Origin of the sequence: Leucobacter albus, from assembly GCF_039528015.1 — a bacterium.
GTDB lineage: Bacteria > Actinomycetota > Actinomycetes > Actinomycetales > Microbacteriaceae > Leucobacter > Leucobacter albus.
In genome coordinates, this window is sequence record NZ_BAAAKZ010000008.1 from 226,518 (window position 1) to 244,167 (window position 17,650).

The window sequence follows — 17,650 nt, forward strand, 5'->3', positions numbered from 1 at the left end:
CTTGCGGCGGGCGCTGCTGGTGGCGGGCTCCGCTGGCGGCGGGCCCTGCTGGCGGCCGGCGTTAGCCGGTGTGGTCCCAGCTCGTGGCGGTGCTCATTGCCGGCCGCGCAAGCGCCTAGCTGAGCGACGCGCCTAAATGGGCGCCGCGCCTAACTGGGCGCCGCGTCGAGCCCGAGCGCGCGACGGCGCACCTGCTCGACGTGGTGGGCCATCGCGGCCTCCGGTGTGATTCCGCTCCCGGTACCCGCGAATGCCGCAAGAATAATCTCGTGCTCGGCCAGCGCCTCGCGCGCGTCGGGCACGCCGCTGTGCACCACCTGGCGCATGCGGTGCAACTGCGCGCCGAGCGAGTCAGACATGCTTGACACGTAGCGGTTGCCGCAGTGCTCGAAGATCACTCGGTGAAACCCTGTGTCTTTCGCATAAAAATCTGCTGCCGCCTCGACCGCAACCTCGTCGCTCACCTCCCCCGGGTACTCGAGAATGCGATCAACGCTCACTCGGTGCGCCTCGTGGGCCTCCCGAAGCTGCGCGAGCAGCGCGGGCGTCGCTGGCGTCGCGAGCCTGGCCGCAGTGGTCTCGAGCATGGTACGCGCCTCGAGCAGTTCGCCATACTGGCGCGGGCTCAGCGGCGGGGCCATGCGGTAGCCCTTCAGCGCCTCGCGGGTCACGAGGCCCGTGCGCTCCAGCTCTACGAAGGCCTCACGAACGGGCGTGGGCGACACCCCCAGTTGGCGCGCGAGGGTATCGATACCGAGCCGCGTTCCCGGCTCGACCGTGCCCCCGAGCAGCAGCTTCAAGATGCGATCGTACACGTGATCACGCAGCCCAACCCGCGGCGCAGCGGAGCCGAGCTCCGCAAAAGCGTCGGTGCCGTGCAGCTGCGCGCTCATGATGCTCTCCCCACAGTTTCCTTCCCGTTGACCCTCACCGCCCGAGGCGTTGAGCTTGTTCCGAGGGTACCGTGATCGGCCGGCCGGCTCGCGCACGCACCGCGCCTCGCCTGCAAATCAGCGGCCCCGGGCTCCCGCTATCGGGCACGCTACCCGCCCCGCAGGGTCAAACCTCAGGCGCCGCAGGCCTGCACCGCTGGGGCCGCAGGGTTGGCGCCCAGGCAACGGCCGCGTGACGCACAGATTCGCGGGTTTCGGCCGCTGCAGGGCCTCCGCGACCCAGGCTGGGCTGCGAAAGCGTGGGCGATCAGCGGTCGCTAACCCCAATCCCCCACGAAATCCCCGATCTTGTGCAGATCACCGAGGTACCGCAGCCGAGACCCGGCAACAGGGCGGCCCGGGCACTGCATCCGCGGCCCGGCTAGCCGGCGAGACCGCGCAGCAGCGAGCGCAGCGCGAGTTCTGCCACGGCCCGCTCATCGGCGTCGAGCACGCGCGATTCCTGCTCCTGGCCGGCCACCGCCGCTCGCTGCGCCGCCGCCAGTGCGGCAATGAGCCCCTGGGTGATGTCGCGAACCTCGTCACGCCGCTCGGGTGTGCGCTGCCCAAACAGCATCGCTTCGAGCAGCAGGTTCACCCCCTGCGAGAGTTGCACGACAGCGAGCCCGGCCTCGGCAGCACCGCCATCGGCACCACCATCGGCACCACCATCGGCACCGCCATCAGCACCGCCATCGCCAACCGCCTCGCCGACGCCCGCAGCCGCACGGCCTACGCCTGCAGCTCCAGCGCTGCCGGCGGCACCGGCAAGACCGGCCGCACCCGCGCGGTCACCGAGATCACCGGCAGCACCGGGCTCCCCCGAGGGGCCCTGCCGCAGCAGGTCGAGAAGCTCTGTCTCGGCCCGCAGCGCCGCGAGAAACGTCTGCTCTTTCGACCCGAAGTGGCTGTACACCGCGCCCTTGGTGAAGCCGGCGGCCTGGGCAATATCTTCGAGCGAGACGCCCGAGTAGCCGCGCTCGGCAAACAACCTGGCGGCCTGTTCGAGCAGCTTCTCCTTGGTGCTCAACGGTCGCGAGCGCTGCTCGACCCAGGCGCTGGCCTGCGCGAGCGCCTGCGCCGCTGCCAAGAGCCCCTTCGTCACCCCGGTCTCAGCCTGCGCGCCTGCGTTGCCGAGCGACTGGCCGAACTGCCCCGCAGCATCGGCGAGCGCACGCGCAGCGTCTCGCAGTCGCTGCTCGCCGAACGGGTCGCCAGACCCGGTGCCTTGACTATGCATGCCCCAAGGATACCCCTCCGCCAGAAATACCCTTGCGTATTTATAATACTTATGAGTATATTCATACCGCTAGGTATATTCCCGAAAGGAGCCCCAGTGTCGAGCTACACCTCACACCCGCCGCACCTCCCCCCACCCACCGGGCCGAGCCCGTCAGAGCCGCACCCCGGCAACATCGTGCTCGAGGTGAGCAACCTTGTGAAGCGCTACCGCCGCAGCGCGCACCCTGCGAACGATGACATCTCGCTCACCGCTCGGGCTGGCCGAGTGCTCGGCGTACTCGGCCACAACGGCGCGGGCAAGACCACCGTCGTCAACCAGATCGTCGGGCTTCTTCGCCCGACATCGGGCAGCATCCGCGTAGGCGGTATCGACGCCGTGGCACACCCAGCACGGGCGCGCGAGATCGTTGCCGTGCAAGCGCAGGCGAATGTGCCGATCACGGGTCTCAGCCCGCGCAAGGCCGTCGAGCTCGTTGGGCGCATCCGCGGCGGCGAGCCGTCGACGGTCACCCGTCGAACGGGCGAGTTGCTCGACGCGCTCGACCTCGGCCCCTGGGCAGACACACCGGCCGAGAAGATCTCGGGCGGCATCGCGCGGCTCACCGCGTTCTGCATGACAGTCGTGCAGCCAAGCTCGCTCGTGATTCTCGACGAACCGACCAACGACGTCGACCCCGCACGCCGCCGGCTGCTCTGGGCTGCGATTCGTGACACCGCGGCGCGCGGCGCTGCGGTGCTGCTCGTCACACACAATGTGCGAGAGGCCGAGCGCACCGTCGACGACCTCGTCGTGCTCGACCGCGGCCGGGTGCTCGCTACCGGCACGCCAGCGCAGCTCACCGCGCACACCCGCGGCGAGCTGCTGCTCGAACTCGACGGAGAGCACCTCCCCGAGCTGCCCCACGGGCTTCGCGCGGCCACCGAGACCGCCGCTCAGGCGACCGTGCCGGTGCCGGCCGCACGCGGGGCCGAAGTCGTCGCCTGGGCGCAGGCCGCCGTCGAACAGGGGCAGATCGAGCGCTTCGCGCTCACCCCGGCATCGCTCGAAGACACCTACCTTGAGCTCGTCGGCGCCGGGACGGAGGTCGCGGCATGAGCAGCACGGACGCACTGGCCACCTCCGTCGGGCGGCGCACCCACCCAAGCGGGGTCTCGGGGTTGCGGGGCACGCTCTTGCTCGTGCAGTGGCAGGTGCGCAGGCAGGCACAGTTTCTCCCACTCATGGCCGTCGTGCAGACCGCGCTCGCCGTGTCGACGGTGTTGGGCTACGGCATTCTTATCGGAGACGTCGCGCCCGAGGCGGCCCTGTTTCTCGCGACGGGGGCGCCAACCATCACCCTGATCGTCATCGGTCTGGTGATGACGCCTCAGGCCATCATGCAGGCCCGCACCGAGGGCAGCGCCGACTGGCTGCGAACGCTGCCGCTGCCGCGCTGGTCATTTCTCGCGGCAGATCTCAGTGTCTGGACGCTGCTGGCACTCCCGGGCCTCGTGCTCGGGGCCATCGCCGGCGCGATCAGATACGACATCAGCTATCAGCTTTCGGCGTGGGTGCTTCCCGTCGCCATGCTTGTAGCTCTGACGGCCGCAGCGATTGGCTACGCCTTCGCAATGCTGCTGCCACCGCTGATCACGCAGCTTGTCACGCAGCTGCTCGTCTTCCTGCTGCTGCTGTTCTCGCCCGTAAGCTTCCCGGCCGCGAATCTGCCCGAGTGGCTTCGCCGGGCCCACGAAGTGTTGCCGATCGAACCGATGGCGAACCTCATGCGGGCGGGCCTCGCTGGCGACACGTTCACCGCAAGCGGCAGCGACTGGGCGATCGTCGCGCTGTGGTGCGCAGCTGCGGTCGGGGTCGCGGTGCTCGCGCTTCGCCGGCGCGGGTGAGCTAGCCCCGGTGACGAGTCGGGTCAGGCAGCCGGATCGGCCGGGCCCGGCTCGACAGAAGTGGCTTCGGCAGACCCCGTCTCGGCAGGGGTCGGTTCTGCCGGGCCTGGCTCAGCAGCGCCAGACTCGGCGGCTTCGCTCACCACTGCAGCGGTTGCCGCACCTTCGAGCCGCGCCCCGCTCGAAGCGAGGCTGCCGGTGTCGATCACGTCGCCGACGGCGTGCACATCGATCACCACGACGGTCACGTTGTCGCGGCCGGCGTTATTGAGCGCCTGTTCGACGAGGGTCTGCGCGGCGTCTTCGGCACTTTGCTGGGTCGATAGGAAGTACTGGATGCCGACATCGGTGAGCTCTTTGGTGAGCCCGTCGGAGCAGATGAGAATGCGCTGGCCCGGAATCAGCGCGAGCGTGGTGAAGTCTGGCAGCGGCGCCTCCCCCAACCCGACTGCACGCGTGATCACGTTCGCGTGCGGGTGCACCTCGGCCTCTTCCTCAGTGATGGCCCCGGTGTCGAGCAGGTGCTGCACGACCGAGTGATCGACGGTGATCTGGCTGAGCGCACCCTTGAAATACTGGTAGACGCGGGAGTCGCCGATGTTGAATACCTGCCACACGGGAGCGTCACCCTGTTCGCTGACAATCACGCCGGTAACGGTGGTGCCGGCACCGAGCTCGGTGTCGCCCGTGTCGATCTCGATGTCGTCGACGGCCTGCGTGAGAATATCGAGCACGTCTTGCTCGGTGACGGTCAGATCGCCGGCGAGCTCGTTCAGGCGGCGCACAACCGCGGCCGAGGCGACCTCGCCCGCCGAGTGCCCGCCCATGCCGTCTGCGACAGCGAAGACCGGCGGCACGGTTATAAAGCTGTCTTGGTTCGTCTCGCGGCGATTGCCGACGTGCGTGATGGCGTGCCACGAGAGCTCGATATCGGCCTCGCCGCCGGGGCGGTGCGCGAGGCGTCGCCTCACCGCGTTCTCACCGTGGGTGGTCACTCGCTCATCTCCTGCACTCATGTATTCTAACGGCTCCCGGCCGGTACGCCTTGAACCGTCACGAGGCGCACCGTCGCGCCGTCGTCTGCCACCGACATCTCAAGCTCCGCGGAGCGCGCCCACGCGAGCAGGTCGTCGCGTGATGCGACCGCGGGGGCGGCCTGCGCGATGCGCCGCACAAAGTCACCCTTGGCGGCCTTGTTGAAGTGGTTGAGGGCTCGAACCTCGCCGTCGTCGCTACGAGCAACGATCTCGAGATAGTCGGTCGCGCGCGCACCGAGCGCAGTCAGCGGGGCGAGCGCAGCGTAGTCTTTCGATCGAAGATCGAGCACATAATCGGCGCCACCGAGCAGCTGGGAGTGCGGCTGCGACCAGACCTTCGCGAGCGCGGTACCGAGCCCAGGCAGGCGTGAAGACGCCGAGAGCCGGTACCCGGGAATGAGATCGCTCGCACGCACGAGGCCAAACAGTGCCGACTGCACGAACACGTGCTCATCGACCCAGCGTCGTGCCTCGCTCGACAGCTCGCCAGCGTCGAGCGCGTCGTAGAGCACGCCGGTGTAGCGCTCGATTGCCGGCATCACGCCGCTCGTCTCAAGCTCGAGGTTGCGAAGCCGTTCGTCGCCGTTCTTCTTGCCAAGCTTGAGCGCCCTCGTCGCAAGCGCCTCGTCGGAGCTGACCGCAACGAGCGCCTCACGCACGGCGGCACGGGCGGAGCCGAGCTGCCCTGCGAACGAGAGTGCCGAGGGGGTGCCGCCCGCGACCGGTTCCACAGCACCGGCTACAGCGCCGGCGGGAGCACCAGACTCCCCCTCGCCGAAAAGCGGAAGCCGCCCTCCGAGACGTTTTGTCTCGGAGGGCGGCAACAGAATCTGCATCGTCGTGTAGAGCCTAACGCTCGGCGGGCACCAGCCCGACCGTGAGTGCTGCGGCTCCCCTACACCACGAGCACGGCGCCGCCGGCAACGACGGTGACCGTGTCATGGTCGACAGACAGGAAGCCGTCTTCGGCGTTCACGGTGATCTTCTCGCCGCCATCGGTCGTCACGCGCACCTCGCCCTTAGCGAGCAGTGCGAGAAACGGCTGGTGGCCGGTGAGAATACCGATTTCGCCCTCGACGGTGTTCGCGACGACCTGGCTGGCAGAGCCGGCCCAGATCTCGCTCGTAGCCGAGACGACCTTCACGTTGAGCGCCATGATTAGGCCATGTCCTTCTGCATCTGCGCCCACTTCTCTTCGACGTCGGAGATTCCGCCGACGTTGAAGAATGCCTGCTCAGCGACGTGGTCGAACTCACCCTTGGCGATCGCATCGAACGACTCGATGGTCTCCTTGAGGGGCACGGTCGAGCCCTCAACACCGGTGAACTTCTTCGCCATGTAGGTGTTCTGCGACAGGAACTGCTGGATGCGGCGTGCGCGCGAGACGGTGATCTTGTCGTCTTCCGAGAGCTCGTCAACACCAAGGATCGCGATGATCTCCTGGAGCTCCTTGTTCTTCTGCAGGATCTGCTTGACGGTGGTTGCCACGCGGTAGTGATCCTCGCCCAAGTAGCGGGGATCCATGATGCGCGACGACGAGGTCAGGGGGTCGATCGCGGGGTACAGACCCTGCGAAGCGATCTCACGCGAGAGCTCGGTGGTGGCGTCAAGGTGCGCGAAGGTGGTCGCCGGAGCCGGGTCGGTGTAGTCGTCAGCAGGAACGTAAATTGCCTGCAGCGAGGTGATCGAGTGGCCACGGGTCGAGGTGATGCGCTCCTGGAGGATGCCCATCTCGTCGGCGAGGTTGGGCTGGTAGCCCACGGCCGAAGGCATACGACCGAGCAGGGTCGAAACCTCAGAGCCGGCCTGCGTGAAGCGGAAGATGTTGTCGATGAAGAGGAGCACGTCCTGCTTCTGCACATCACGGAAGTACTCAGCCATGGTGAGCGCCGAGAGTGCAACGCGAAGACGCGTCCCCGGGGGCTCATCCATCTGGCCGAACACGAGAGCGGTCTTGTCGAAGACGCCTGCTTCATCCATCTCGTGGATGAGGTCGTTGCCCTCACGGGTGCGCTCGCCGACGCCAGCGAACACCGAAACACCACCGTGATCCTGAGCCACACGCTGGATCATCTCCTGGATGAGGACGGTCTTGCCGACGCCCGCGCCACCGAAGAGACCAATCTTGCCGCCCTGCACGTAGGGGGTCAGGAGGTCGATCGACTTGATGCCGGTCTCGAAGAGCTCGGTCTTCGACTCGAGCTGATCGAATGCCGGCGGGGTGCGGTGAATGCCCCAGCGCTCGGTGACCTCAATCGTCTCACCCTCGGGGAGGTTGAGCACGTTGCCGGCAACGTCAAAGACCTTGCCCTTGGTGATGTCGCCGACGGGAACGGTGATCGAGTCACCGGTGTCAACAACTTCCTGGCCGCGGACGAGACCGTCGGTCGGCTTCAGCGCGATCGCGCGGATGAGGTTGTCACCGAGGTGCTGTGCGACCTCGAGCACGAGGGTGAAGGGCTCAGCGCCCTCGCCCATGTTGACAGTCGTCTCGAGTGCGTTGTACACGCCGGGGATCGCGTCGTGCGGGAACTCGATGTCGACGACGGGGCCGGTAACGCGGGCGATGCGCCCGGTGACCTTGGTGGTGGCCGTATCGGTCATGTCTCTTCTCTCTTCAGTCTGGACTTAGGACAGCGCGTCAGCGCCGCCCACGATCTCGGAAATCTGCTGGGTGATTTCCGCCTGGCGTGCGTTGTTGGCAAGGCGGGTGTAGTCGCGGATGAGCGTGTCAGCGTTGTCGCTCGCAGACTTCATCGCCTTCTGGGTTGCCGCGTGCTTTGCGGCTGCGGACTCGAGCATCGCGTTGAAAATACGCGACTCGATGTAGTCGGGCAGCAGCTTGTCGAGCACGACGTCTGCCTCTGGCTCGAATTCGTACAGCGGGCTCAGGTCGTTCGCCTCGGCAACGCCCTCAACAATCTGCAGCGGCAGCAGGCGGGTAACCTGCGGTGCCTGCGTGACCATGCTGATGAAGCGGTTATACACGAGGTGGATCTCCTGAACACCACCCTCGTCGCTGTTCCGGAGGAATGCCGAGACAACTGCCTCTGCAACTTCCTTCGCGGTTTCGAACACCGGGTTCTCGGTGTCCCCGACCCACACGCGCTCAGCAGCACGACGGCGGAAGGTGAAGTAGCCCTGCGCCTTTCGCCCGATGAGGTAGTACGAGATCTCCTTGCCCTCGGCACGCAGTAGCTCGCTGAGCTCCTCTGCCTCGCGCAGTACCTGCGAGTTGAACGCGCCGGCAAGGCCGCGATCGGAGGTGAAGATCACAACTGCTGCGCGCTCGACCTTGTCGGCCTCGGTGAGCAGCGGGTGGTCGGTCTTCGCGTGCGTCGCAACCGCCGATACGGCCCGGGTGATCGCCTGGGTGTAGGGGTTTGAGGCGTCGACGCGAGCCCGTGCCTTCTGAATGCGTGAGGCAGCGATGAGCTCCATCGCACGGGTGATCTTCTTGGTCGTCTGGGCAGAGCGAATGCGCTGCCTGTAGACCCGAAGTTGCGCTCCCATGTCTCTCCTGTGTTGTTCGGTGCTTGCTAGTGGTCAAGTGGCGAGCAGTGGGGGCGCGACCGCCCCCACTGACTCAGCTACTTCTTGACGACGAGCTGCTCCTGCTGGATCTCTGCCTCGTCGAGCGCGTCGAACTGCTCGTTGAGGGACTTGCCCTCAGCGGTCAGAAACTCGCTCTTGAACTTCTCGATCTGAGTGGTGAGTTCGGCGACGATGTCGTCGTCGAGCACGTTCGTCTTCGCGAGCGTTGACAGTGCCTCGGAGTTGCGGCCGAGGTAGTCGAGGAACTCGCGCTCGAAACGGAGGATGTCGACGACGGGAACGTCATCGAGGAAGCCCTTGGTGCCAGCCCAGATCGACACCGTCTGCTCCTCAACCGCGAACGGCGAGTACTGCGGCTGCTTGAGCAGCTCGGTGAGGCGTGCGCCACGCTCAAGCTGCTTGCGGCTTGCCGCGTCGAGGTCAGACGCGAACATCGCGAACGCCTCGAGCGCACGGTACTGAGCGAGCTCGAGCTTGAGCGTGCCAGAGACCTTCTTGATCGACTTCACCTGCGCGTCGCCGCCCACGCGCGACACCGAGATGCCCACGTCGACCGCGGGGCGCTGGTTCGCGTTGAAGAGGTCGGACTGGAGGAAGATCTGGCCGTCGGTGATCGAGATCACGTTGGTCGGAATGTAGGCCGAGACGTCGTTTGCCTTGGTCTCGATGATCGGCAGGCCGGTCATCGAACCAGCGCCAAGCTCGTCCGAGAGCTTTGCGCAACGCTCCAGCAGACGCGAGTGGAGGTAGAACACGTCGCCTGGGTATGCCTCGCGCCCCGGTGGGCGGCGAAGGAGCAGCGAAACGGCGCGGTAGGCCTCAGCCTGCTTCGAGAGATCATCAAAGATGATGAGCACGTGCTTGCTGTCGTACATCCAGTGCTGGCCGATAGCCGAGCCGGTGTACGGAGCGAGGTACTTGAAGCCTGCCGGGTCAGATGCGGGCGAGGCAACGATGGTGGTGTACTCCATCGCGCCTGCGTCCTCGAGCGCGCCCTTCACCGAAGCGATGGTCGAGCCCTTCTGGCCGATCGCGACGTAGATGCAGCGAACCTGCTTGTTGGTGTCGCCCGACTCCCAGTTCGCCTTCTGGTTGATGATCGTGTCGATCGCGAGAGCGGTCTTGCCGGTCTGGCGGTCGCCGATGATGAGCTGACGCTGGCCGCGGCCGACGGGAATCATCGCGTCGATAGCCTTGATGCCGGTCTGCAGCGGCTCGTGAACCGACTTACGCTGCATGACGCCGGGAGCCTGGAGCTCGAGCGCACGGCGGCCCTCGATACCAGCGATCTCACCGAGGCCGTCGATCGGGTTGCCGAGCGGGTCGACCACGCGGCCGAGGTAGCCCTCGCCCACGGGAACCGAGAGCACCTCGCCGGTGCGGGTGACCTGCTGGCCCTCCTCGATACCGGTGAACTGGCCGAGCACGACAACGCCGATCTCGTCCTCTTCGAGGTTCTGTGCAAGGCCGAGCGTGCCGTCTGCGAAGCGAACGAGCTCGTTGGCCATCACTCCGGGAAGCCCGGAGACGTGCGCAATGCCGTCGGCGGCGTCGACAACGGTTCCGACCTCGGTCTTCCCCGCCTGAGCCGGCTCGTACGATGCTGCGAATTCATTCAGCGCGCTGCGGATCTCGTCCGGGCTGATTGAGAGTTCTGCCATTTCGTTTCCTCTGTCTGTTCCGGAGAGAGTCTCCGGCAAGTAACTATGTTGTGCTCTACGCAGCGAGCCGCTGGCGGAGGTCATCCAGGCGAGCCCGAACACTTCCGTCGATAACGTCGTCAGCCATCTGAATACGAACGCCACCGATCAGGGCAGGATCCACAACTGTGGTGACCTTGACCTTGCGGCCAGCGCTCTGCTCAAGCAGAGCAGCCAACTTCTCCTGCTGCGCGGCGGTCAACGGAGCGGCGACCGTGACGGTCGCGAGCTCGAGCCCAGCCTGGTCAGCGGCAACACGTGCCGCCTCGGTGAGCGCTGCGTTCACGCGGCGTCCGCGCGGGTTCGCGACAACGTGCGTCACGACGCCGAGCGCGCCAGCGGAGAGCTTGCCGGAGAAGACCTTCGACGCGAGCTGCGCCTTCGCGGCGGGATCACCGAGCTTGTTGCCGAGCTCGAGCTCGAGCTCGTGGCTCGAGTTGATCGTCGCCGTTGCCGCGAGCAGTTCGTCGGCGAGTGCCGGCTCAGCGAGCGACTGCGCGCGGAAGCCGAGCTCCTCGACGCCGTCAATGAATTCTGCGGCGGTCGACCAGTTCTGCTCGACCGCTGCGGTAAGCACAGAGCGCGCGCCAGCCGACAGGCTACCGAAGAGCTTGCCGACGACCTCCGCCTTCGCGGAGGCCGGGAGCGATGCATCGGCGAGCGCGCTGACGAGAGCCGGGGAGCCCTCGATCTGCACAGCGGCCGAAAGCAGCTCTGACCCGACAGTCTTCGCAAGACGGCCGCCGAGCGCGGACTTCGCCGTCGCGAGTGCCTCGCGTGACGCGCTGCCCATTACTTCGCCGCCCGTTCGGAAGCTTCGAGGTCGACCAGGAAGCGGTCGACGAGTGCCGATGCCTTCTTGTCGTCGCTCAGGCTCTCGCCGACAACGCCCGAGGCGAGGTCGATTGCGAGCGAGCCCACATCCTTGCGCAGGGAAACGAGGGCGCTCTGGCGCTCAGCTTCGATCTGCACCTGAGCGGCCTGCGTGATGCGAGCCTGCTCAGAAGTGGCGTCTTCCTTTGCCTTCGACACGATCTTCGTCGCATCCAGGCGCGCGGCCTCGCGAATCTCGCCGGCTTCCTGGCGAGCACTTGCAAGCTGCGCGGTGTACTCCTGCAGGGCAGCTTCTGCCTTTGCCTGAGCCTCATCGGCCTTCGCGATGTTCCCCTCAATCGCTTCGGCGCGCGCGTCAAGCATGACCTGCACCTTCGGGAGGAAGACCTTCCAGAATGCGATGAGGATAATGAAGAACGCGATCGCCGACCAGACGATATCGTACGTCGCCGGAAGCAGCGGGTTCTGAGGCTCCCCCTCTGCGGCAGCGAACAGCACTGCGTGATTCATCTTGCCTCCCTTTCGAGACTAGTGAAAGGTGAGTGTTTAGCGGAAGATGAAGTAGGTGGCAACGCCGATGAGCGCGAGCATCTCGGTGAAGGCGATGCCGATCCACATCATGCCCTGGAGCTTGCCGGCGAGCTCAGGCTGGCGAGCGGTGCTTTCGATGGTCTTGCCAACGACGATGGCAACACCGATAGCGGGGCCGATAGCTGCGAGGCCGTAGCCTACGGTCGCAATGTTGCCCGAGATTTCAGCGAGAACAGACACAGTATGTGTTTCCTTCCGTATATGAGCGCGGCGGGAGCCGAACCCAGGGGTGTAATTAGTGCTCGTCAGCCAGCGCGAGCTGAATGTAGAGCGCGGTGAGCAAAGTAAAGACGTAGGCCTGCAGGCCCGCGACGAACATCTCGAAGAGCGTGAACGCGATGCCGAAGCTGAACGTGAACGCGCCGACTGCCGGGAAGAGCCCGCCGGCGTACAGGACGAAGAAGTTGGTCGCAGAGAAGAGCAGCACGAGAATCATGTGCCCGACGAGCATGTTCATGAGCAGTCGAAGCGCGAGCGTGACCGGTCGAACGATAAACGTCGAGATGAACTCGATCGGCGTCACGAGCGCGTACATCGGCTTCGGAACGCCGGCCGGGAACAGCGAGTTCTTGAAGAACTTGCCGGGGTGCTTCTTGATGCCTGCGTAGATAAACGAGACGTAGGCAACGACGGCCATGAAGATCGGGAAGCCAACGACGGCCGATGCCGGCATGTTCAGGCCGGGCACAATGCCCGTGATGTTGAAGGCGAAGACGAGGAAGAACACCGTCATGAGCAGCGGCGCGAAGCGACGCCCCTCCTTCACACCGAGCTGTGACTCGATGGTGTGCTTGCGCACGAAGTCGAGCACAAACTCGAATGCTGCCTGCCAGCGACCCGGCACAACACGCATCTTGCGGGTGCCGAGCCAGAACAGCACGAGGAGGACAACCACCATGAGCACACGGATCAGCATGATCCGGTTCATCTCAAACGGCGTGCCCTCAAAGAACACCGCCGGCGGGAAGAAGTCATCGAGAGTCGGGCCGTGGAACTCCCCCTCAGCGGCACGAATAAGTCCGGGGGCAACGAGGTGCATAGCGTTAGCGAACAGGCCATTCTCCTGATTCGGGGCGCGGCTTCTGCCGCACGGCATCGAACGATGGTCGTGCCCCCTGCACGCAGGCACTAAGAAATAGCGCACCTCGGCTGGGAACTGTTTTATTCTAACAAGGTTTCACCCGGAGCGAAACTCGACGGCACCTCGCGCGCGCGAAGATTCGGCCGCAACTGTGAATTTACCCCCAAGCAACCTGTGAATTACGGCAATTCAACACCGTATGGTACGCGGGCCTTCGCAACGATGATCACATCGATGATGATCGAGGCGATGACCGTAGCAACGAGCGCGATGAACATCAGCGTCGGGTCGAGCCAGGGCTGATCGCGCAGCAGCAGCGCCGCGACGACAAACCCGATGAGCTTGAGCACCCACGCCCCCATCACAATGCCCATGAAGATCTGCAGGTACACGGGGCTCGCAACGAAGCGATTCGCGAACGCGATGCTCCCCACTGTGACGAGCAGCAGAATGCCCCCGATCGCTGCGCCAAGCAGCCCCCCGACCAGCCCGGTGCTGCCGCTGACGAAGTAGCCGATCACGGCGAACACGATCATGGAGGCGACGGTCACCACGATGCCCCAGCGAACTCCGCGCAGCAGCATCGGCTGCGACGACGGCATGGGGTACTCACCGTCACCGTAGGTCGAGGGCTGCACTCCAGGTGTGTGCTGGGCGTCTGGGGGCACGGGTGTGCTCACTCGGGAGTCCTTTCGTTAGGCTCGCCTCCGGCTTCGGCAGGCGCTTCGGCGGCTTCGACGGGGGCTCCCCGCCCGGTTAACGCTACAGGGCGTCGCTGCGGGGCGGCTGCACGCACCCGGCTCGCGGGGAACTTCACCAGCAATGCCCCGACGACGAGGCCAGCCACCAACACAATTATCGGCACAACAAAGCTCTGGCTCGTAAAGACGAGCAGACCAGCTGCCGAGAGTACTGCCGTGCCGAGGTAGAAAATGCTCACGGCTTGCACGGGCGAATGGCCCATGTCGAGCAGCCGGTGATGCAGGTGTTGCCGATCCGCCTCGAATGGACTCTTCCCCGCCCGCAAGCGCCGCAGCACCGCGAGCGCAAAATCTGCGAGCGGCATTGCCAGAACGGCAAACGGCAACAGAATGGGAATGTAGCTCGCGAGCACGAGCTTGAGGTCGAGAGCGGCGGGGTTCAGCTCCCCTGTGACCGAAACCGTCGATGTCGCCATGAGCAGGCCGACGAGCAGGGCCCCGGTGTCTCCCATGAACATCTTCGCTCGGTGCCAGTTAAACGGCAAGAAACCCACGCAGATGCCAACGAGCGCGAGCGCGATCAGGCTCGCGAAGGTGACCGATGCCGAGCTCCCCAGTTGCGAGCTCAAGATCAGCGTGTAGACGAAGAACGTGCCACTTGCGATAATCGCAACTCCCGCGACGAGCCCGTCGAGACCATCAACGAAGTTCACCGCGTTCATCACGAGTGTGATGAGAAAAACCGTGAGCACGAAGTTCACCGTCGGCGAGCCGATGATGAGGGTGTCGCCGACCGGAATAGACACGATCTGCACGCCGTTCCAGGCGAGCACGCCAGCTGCGACCAGCTGCGCTCCGAGCTTGATCATCCAGTCGAGGTCGAGCAGATCGTCGAGCACGCCGATGACGGCGATCAGCAGGCACGCGCCGATGAGCGCCCACATCTTGAGGTCTGCCCGAAACAGCCCCTGAAACTCGGGCAGCGAAGCCGCGGCCCCGAAGGCCGCGAGCAACCCGATGAACATGGCGACGCCGCCGAGCCGCGGTGTCGGGTTCTGGTGCACATCGCGCTCGCGCACCTCAGGCGCGAGCTGAAAGCGTTTCGCTAGCCAGAGCACGCCGTACGAGCACACCGCGGTGACGACAACCGCCACCGCGAGCACAAGTACGTACGACAGCATCGGCTAGTCGCTGGCCTCAGGCGCCGGCTCGCCTGGCGTCTCTGGCGTCTCTGGCGTCTCAGGCGTCTCCGGCGTCTCCGGCATCTCGGGCGTCTCCGGCGCGACCACAAGCGTGGCGTCGACCACCGTCGCGCCAGGAACGACCTCGCGCAGCTGCGCGGCGGTGACCGCGCCGACTCGCACGATGCGCACAGTGCCCGCCCCGTCGCTGTCGAGCTCGGTTGCGTCGATGATTGTCGACGCCTCGCCCCTGGCTTCGCCTCCGTCGAGGTACGCGGCGACCGACTCGCCCAGCATCTCGCGAGCTTCGCCCGCCGTGCCCGCGGCAGGCAGACCGGTCTTGTTCGCAGACGAGACCGCGAGTGGGCCCGTCTCGTGCAGCAGTTCACGTGCGAAATCGTTGCCTGGCACTCGCAGGGCAACCGTGCCGCCAGTCTCGCCGAGATCCCAGCTCAGCGAGGGGTTCGCCTGGGTAATGATTGTCAAGGGCCCGGGCCAGAACGCTTCGGCGAGGGCTCGCAGCGGCTCACTTGCCTCGGCGGCGAGAGCCGCAAGCGTGCCGACATTCGGAATGAGCACCGGCGGCGGTGACTGCCTGCCGCGCCCCTTCGCGTCAAGCAGTCGCTGCACGGCAGTCGGCGAGAACGCGTCGGCAGCGACCCCGTAAACCGTGTCGGTCGGAATCACGATGAGCTCGCCGCGCCCCAGAGCTTGGCGGGCGAGTCTGGTGCCCTGCAACAGCTGGGCTCCATCTGAACAGTCAAACACCTCGGACATAGTTAGCAATTCTACTTCAGTGCCGTGGTCGCGCGGTCGCGGCCGGTGAGATCGGGGTGCGTCGCGCACCCTCGCCAGCCGTCGCGGGATAGCAGGTCGCGGATCGCAGCCCCCTGCCCCTCAGCGTGCTCGAGCACGAGCGCCCCGCCCGGAGCGAGAAGCTGCCGCGCAACACCGCTGATCACGCGGATCACGTCGAGCCCGTCGTCGCCGCCGTAGAGAGCGAGGGCCGGGTCGTGGTCGCGCACCTCGGGGTCGCGCGGAATCATGGCACTGGGCACGTACGGGGGGTTCGAGACAACAACGTCAACCCGCCCGGCGAGCGCGCTTGGCGCGAGCGCACCCGGCACGAACTCTGCGAGGTCGCCGTGCACAAGGGTCACCCTCCCCTCGCCGAGCGCCCTCACGTTCTCGTTCGCCCACGCGTGGGCCTCTGCGCTCTTCTCGACCGCCCACACCTGGGCCGACGGCACCTCCGTCGCAAGCGCCAGCGCGATCGCGCCGCTGCCAGTGCAGAGATCCACCGCGAGCGGCGCAACCGACTCCCCCGCAAGCCCGGGCCCCGCAGACCCCGCGGCCCCAGCCACAGCGGGCTCGGCAACCCCGGCCGCAGCGAGCGCGTCGATCGCGAACTGCGCGACGGTCTCGGTCTCCGGCCGCGGCACGAACACCCCGGGCCCTACGCGCAACTCGAGCCCGCGAAACGGCGCCCTCCCTGTGAGATGCTGCAGCGGTACACGCTCGGCTCGAAGCTCGGCTAGCTCCCTGATTCGCGCGAGCTGCGCCGCGGTGACTCGCTTGCCGAGCAATGCGCTCGCCTGGACGCTGCCCCGGCTTGCGTCGAGCACGTGACCGATGAGAAGCTCGGCGTCGACGGCGGGGTTGTCTATTCCCGCACTGGCGAACCGTTCGGTCAGCTCGTTCAGCAGATCCGGCACGCTGCCGCCAAGTTCGTCTCGCACTCCCCCATTCTCCCCCATGCGCCGCCGCCACGCTCCCAGTTGCGCGTCACTGACCGGCGCGTCGGGGAATAGCGCCCCGGTGAGGGCGTTGTAACACTGCGAAGCTTTCATAAGCGTAAAGAAGGTATGAGATAACCTAGCCGTATAGCTCATTTCCACTGACACACGACTGACACGGAGGGCATTCCGCATGGCTCGGATCCACGACAACATCACCCAGGCCTTTGGCAACACCCCGCTGGTTCGCCTGAACCGCGTGACGGAGAACGCGGGCGCCGAGGTGTTCGCGAAGCTCGAGTTCTACAACCCGGCTGGCAGCGTGAAAGACCGCATCGGCGTCGCAATCATCGACGCAGCCGAGCAGTCGGGCGAGCTGCAGCCGGGCGGCACGATCGTCGAGGGCACGAGCGGCAACACAGGCATCGCGCTCGCGTTCGTCGGTGCGGCCCGTGGCTACAAGGTGATCCTCACCATGCCCGAGACAATGAGCGTCGAGCGCCGCAAGCTCCTCGCCGCCTACGGCGCGGAGATCGTACTCACCGAGGGCCCCCTCGGAATGAAGGGCGCGGTTGCGAAGGCCGAAGAGATCGTCGCTAACACTCCGGGCGCGATCCTCGCCAAGCAGTTCGGCAACCCCGCAAACCCGGCGATCCACCGCGCGACGACAGGCCCCGAGATCTGGAACGACACCGACGGCGCCGTAGACATCTTTGTCGCGGGCATCGGCACCGGCGGCACGATCACCGGCGCGGGCGGCTACCTCAAGGAGCAGAACCCGAACGTCAAGGTCATCGCCGTCGAGCCGATCGACTCGCCCCTGCTCACCGAGGGCACCGCCGGCCCCCACAAGATTCAGGGGCTCGGCGCGAACTTTGTGCCCGACGTACTCGACCGCGACGTCTACGACGAGGTCATCGACGTGGCCCTCGCCGACGCGCTTACCACCGGCCGCGCGCTCGGCACCGACGAGGGCATTCTCGCTGGCATCTCTGGCGGCGCAGCCGTGTGGGCCGCAGTCGAGGTCGCGAAGCGCCCCGAAAACGCCGGCAAGAAGATTGTCGTCATCGTCCCTGATTTTGGCGAGCGCTACTTCTCGACGGTGCTGTACGAGGATCTCGCAGTTTGAGCCTGCTCTCTCGCGTCCGTGAGGACATCCAGGCGGCCCGCGCGCAC

The 17,650-nt window shown here is 66.0% G+C and carries 19 protein-coding genes; 3 read left to right on the top strand and 16 right to left on the bottom strand.

Annotated elements, in window-relative coordinates:
- Window positions 1–149: 149 nt before the first annotated feature.
- On the bottom strand, window positions 150–893 hold the full coding sequence (locus tag ABD115_RS10145) for a GntR family transcriptional regulator (RefSeq protein WP_343960610.1): 744 nt from the start codon (window positions 891–893) through the stop codon (window positions 150–152).
- A 421-nt stretch (window positions 894–1,314) separates the two neighbouring features.
- On the bottom strand, window positions 1,315–2,172 hold the full coding sequence (locus ABD115_RS10150) for a TetR/AcrR family transcriptional regulator (protein ID WP_343960611.1): 858 nt from the start codon (window positions 2,170–2,172) through the stop codon (window positions 1,315–1,317).
- A 96-nt stretch (window positions 2,173–2,268) separates the two neighbouring features.
- Between ABD115_RS10150 and ABD115_RS10155 the strand changes: the two genes are divergently transcribed.
- Both ABD115_RS10155 and ABD115_RS10160 read left to right on the top strand, forming a co-directional pair.
- Window positions 2,269–3,270 (top strand): ABC transporter ATP-binding protein, encoded by a 1,002-nt coding sequence (locus ABD115_RS10155; RefSeq protein ID WP_343960612.1) that lies wholly within the window; start codon window positions 2,269–2,271, stop codon window positions 3,268–3,270.
- Window positions 3,267–4,058: an ABC transporter permease gene (locus ABD115_RS10160; RefSeq protein WP_343960613.1), complete on the top strand. Its 792-nt coding sequence runs from the start codon at window positions 3,267–3,269 to the stop codon at window positions 4,056–4,058. Before ABD115_RS10155 ends, ABD115_RS10160 begins: the two co-directional genes overlap by 4 nt.
- 23 nt (window positions 4,059–4,081) lie before the next feature.
- Here the strand turns inward: ABD115_RS10160 and ABD115_RS10165 are convergent, their stop codons facing one another.
- The 14 genes from ABD115_RS10165 to prmC form a co-directional block, all read right to left on the bottom strand.
- Entirely contained in the window at window positions 4,082–5,074 is a 993-nt protein-coding gene (locus ABD115_RS10165; RefSeq protein ID WP_343960614.1) for a PP2C family protein-serine/threonine phosphatase, read from the bottom strand.
- Between the two features lie 5 nt (window positions 5,075–5,079).
- Window positions 5,080–5,931, bottom strand: a complete 852-nt coding sequence (locus tag ABD115_RS10170) for a YaaA family protein (RefSeq protein ID WP_343960615.1) — start codon at window positions 5,929–5,931, stop codon at window positions 5,080–5,082.
- Window positions 5,932–5,990: 59 nt separating this feature from the next.
- Window positions 5,991–6,251 carry a F0F1 ATP synthase subunit epsilon gene (locus ABD115_RS10175; RefSeq protein ID WP_343960616.1) on the bottom strand — a complete coding sequence of 87 codons (261 nt, stop codon included), beginning with the start codon at window positions 6,249–6,251 and terminating at the stop codon, window positions 5,991–5,993.
- A 2-nt stretch (window positions 6,252–6,253) separates the two neighbouring features.
- On the bottom strand, window positions 6,254–7,699 hold the full coding sequence (gene atpD, locus ABD115_RS10180; protein ID WP_343960617.1) for a F0F1 ATP synthase subunit beta: 1,446 nt from the start codon (window positions 7,697–7,699) through the stop codon (window positions 6,254–6,256).
- 24 nt (window positions 7,700–7,723) lie between these two features.
- Window positions 7,724–8,608 (bottom strand): F0F1 ATP synthase subunit gamma, encoded by an 885-nt coding sequence (locus ABD115_RS10185; protein ID WP_343960618.1) that lies wholly within the window; start codon window positions 8,606–8,608, stop codon window positions 7,724–7,726.
- A gap of 77 nt (window positions 8,609–8,685) precedes the next feature.
- Window positions 8,686–10,311, bottom strand: a complete 1,626-nt coding sequence (gene atpA, locus ABD115_RS10190; protein ID WP_343960620.1) for a F0F1 ATP synthase subunit alpha — start codon at window positions 10,309–10,311, stop codon at window positions 8,686–8,688.
- 55 nt (window positions 10,312–10,366) lie between these two features.
- Window positions 10,367–11,143, bottom strand: coding sequence for an ATP synthase F1 subunit delta (gene atpH / locus ABD115_RS10195; protein ID WP_343960621.1), 777 nt, complete (start codon window positions 11,141–11,143; stop codon window positions 10,367–10,369).
- Entirely contained in the window at window positions 11,143–11,694 is a 552-nt protein-coding gene (locus ABD115_RS10200; RefSeq protein ID WP_343960622.1) for a F0F1 ATP synthase subunit B, read from the bottom strand. Before ABD115_RS10200 ends, atpH begins: the two co-directional genes overlap by 1 nt.
- A 36-nt stretch (window positions 11,695–11,730) precedes the next feature.
- A complete protein-coding gene (gene atpE, locus ABD115_RS10205; protein WP_343960623.1) occupies window positions 11,731–11,955 on the bottom strand; it encodes an ATP synthase F0 subunit C in 225 nt (74 codons plus the stop codon).
- A 55-nt stretch (window positions 11,956–12,010) separates the two neighbouring features.
- Complete coding sequence (atpB, locus tag ABD115_RS10210) at window positions 12,011–12,814, bottom strand: F0F1 ATP synthase subunit A (protein ID WP_343960624.1); 804 nt, start codon at window positions 12,812–12,814, stop codon at window positions 12,011–12,013.
- A gap of 221 nt (window positions 12,815–13,035) precedes the next feature.
- Window positions 13,036–13,536, bottom strand: a complete 501-nt coding sequence (locus ABD115_RS10215; RefSeq protein ID WP_343960626.1) for a Cg1360 family ATP-synthase-associated protein — start codon at window positions 13,534–13,536, stop codon at window positions 13,036–13,038.
- The gene (locus ABD115_RS10220) at window positions 13,533–14,738 is read right to left on the bottom strand and encodes an MraY family glycosyltransferase (RefSeq protein WP_343960627.1); all 1,206 of its coding nucleotides are present in this window, start codon (window positions 14,736–14,738) and stop codon (window positions 13,533–13,535) included. The genes ABD115_RS10215 and ABD115_RS10220 overlap by 4 nt, the downstream gene beginning before the upstream one ends.
- A 3-nt stretch (window positions 14,739–14,741) precedes the next feature.
- A complete protein-coding gene (locus ABD115_RS10225) occupies window positions 14,742–15,515 on the bottom strand; it encodes an L-threonylcarbamoyladenylate synthase (protein ID WP_343960628.1) in 774 nt (257 codons plus the stop codon).
- A gap of 11 nt (window positions 15,516–15,526) precedes the next feature.
- The gene (gene prmC, locus ABD115_RS10230; protein WP_382389415.1) at window positions 15,527–16,495 is read right to left on the bottom strand and encodes a peptide chain release factor N(5)-glutamine methyltransferase; all 969 of its coding nucleotides are present in this window, start codon (window positions 16,493–16,495) and stop codon (window positions 15,527–15,529) included.
- A gap of 172 nt (window positions 16,496–16,667) precedes the next feature.
- On the opposite strand from prmC, the gene cysK reads away from it, so the two are divergent.
- A complete protein-coding gene (gene cysK, locus ABD115_RS10235; protein WP_343960630.1) occupies window positions 16,668–17,603 on the top strand; it encodes a cysteine synthase A in 936 nt (311 codons plus the stop codon).
- The last annotated feature ends 47 nt before the right edge of the window (window positions 17,604–17,650 follow it).

What these genes read in the sequence shown, in the direction of transcription:
- ABD115_RS10145 (WP_343960610.1), bottom strand. Translation starts at nt 893, where the DNA reads ATGAGCGCGCAGCTGCACGGCACCGACGCTTTTGCGGAGCTCGGCTCC.
- ABD115_RS10150 (WP_343960611.1), bottom strand. Translation starts at nt 2,172, where the DNA reads ATGCATAGTCAAGGCACCGGGTCTGGCGACCCGTTCGGCGAGCAGCGA.
- ABD115_RS10160 (WP_343960613.1), top strand. Translation starts at nt 3,267, where the DNA reads ATGAGCAGCACGGACGCACTGGCCACCTCCGTCGGGCGGCGCACCCAC.
- ABD115_RS10165 (WP_343960614.1), bottom strand. Translation starts at nt 5,074, where the DNA reads ATGAGTGCAGGAGATGAGCGAGTGACCACCCACGGTGAGAACGCGGTG.
- ABD115_RS10170 (WP_343960615.1), bottom strand. Translation starts at nt 5,931, where the DNA reads ATGCAGATTCTGTTGCCGCCCTCCGAGACAAAACGTCTCGGAGGGCGG.
- ABD115_RS10175 (WP_343960616.1), bottom strand. Translation starts at nt 6,251, where the DNA reads ATGGCGCTCAACGTGAAGGTCGTCTCGGCTACGAGCGAGATCTGGGCC.
- atpD (WP_343960617.1), bottom strand. Translation starts at nt 7,699, where the DNA reads ATGACCGATACGGCCACCACCAAGGTCACCGGGCGCATCGCCCGCGTT.
- ABD115_RS10185 (WP_343960618.1), bottom strand. Translation starts at nt 8,608, where the DNA reads ATGGGAGCGCAACTTCGGGTCTACAGGCAGCGCATTCGCTCTGCCCAG.
- atpA (WP_343960620.1), bottom strand. Translation starts at nt 10,311, where the DNA reads ATGGCAGAACTCTCAATCAGCCCGGACGAGATCCGCAGCGCGCTGAAT.
- atpH (WP_343960621.1), bottom strand. Translation starts at nt 11,143, where the DNA reads ATGGGCAGCGCGTCACGCGAGGCACTCGCGACGGCGAAGTCCGCGCTC.
- ABD115_RS10200 (WP_343960622.1), bottom strand. Translation starts at nt 11,694, where the DNA reads ATGAATCACGCAGTGCTGTTCGCTGCCGCAGAGGGGGAGCCTCAGAAC.
- atpB (WP_343960624.1), bottom strand. Translation starts at nt 12,814, where the DNA reads ATGCACCTCGTTGCCCCCGGACTTATTCGTGCCGCTGAGGGGGAGTTC.
- ABD115_RS10220 (WP_343960627.1), bottom strand. Translation starts at nt 14,738, where the DNA reads ATGCTGTCGTACGTACTTGTGCTCGCGGTGGCGGTTGTCGTCACCGCG.
- ABD115_RS10225 (WP_343960628.1), bottom strand. Translation starts at nt 15,515, where the DNA reads ATGTCCGAGGTGTTTGACTGTTCAGATGGAGCCCAGCTGTTGCAGGGC.
- prmC (WP_382389415.1), bottom strand. Translation starts at nt 16,495, where the DNA reads ATGGGGGAGAATGGGGGAGTGCGAGACGAACTTGGCGGCAGCGTGCCG.
- cysK (WP_343960630.1), top strand. Translation starts at nt 16,668, where the DNA reads ATGGCTCGGATCCACGACAACATCACCCAGGCCTTTGGCAACACCCCG.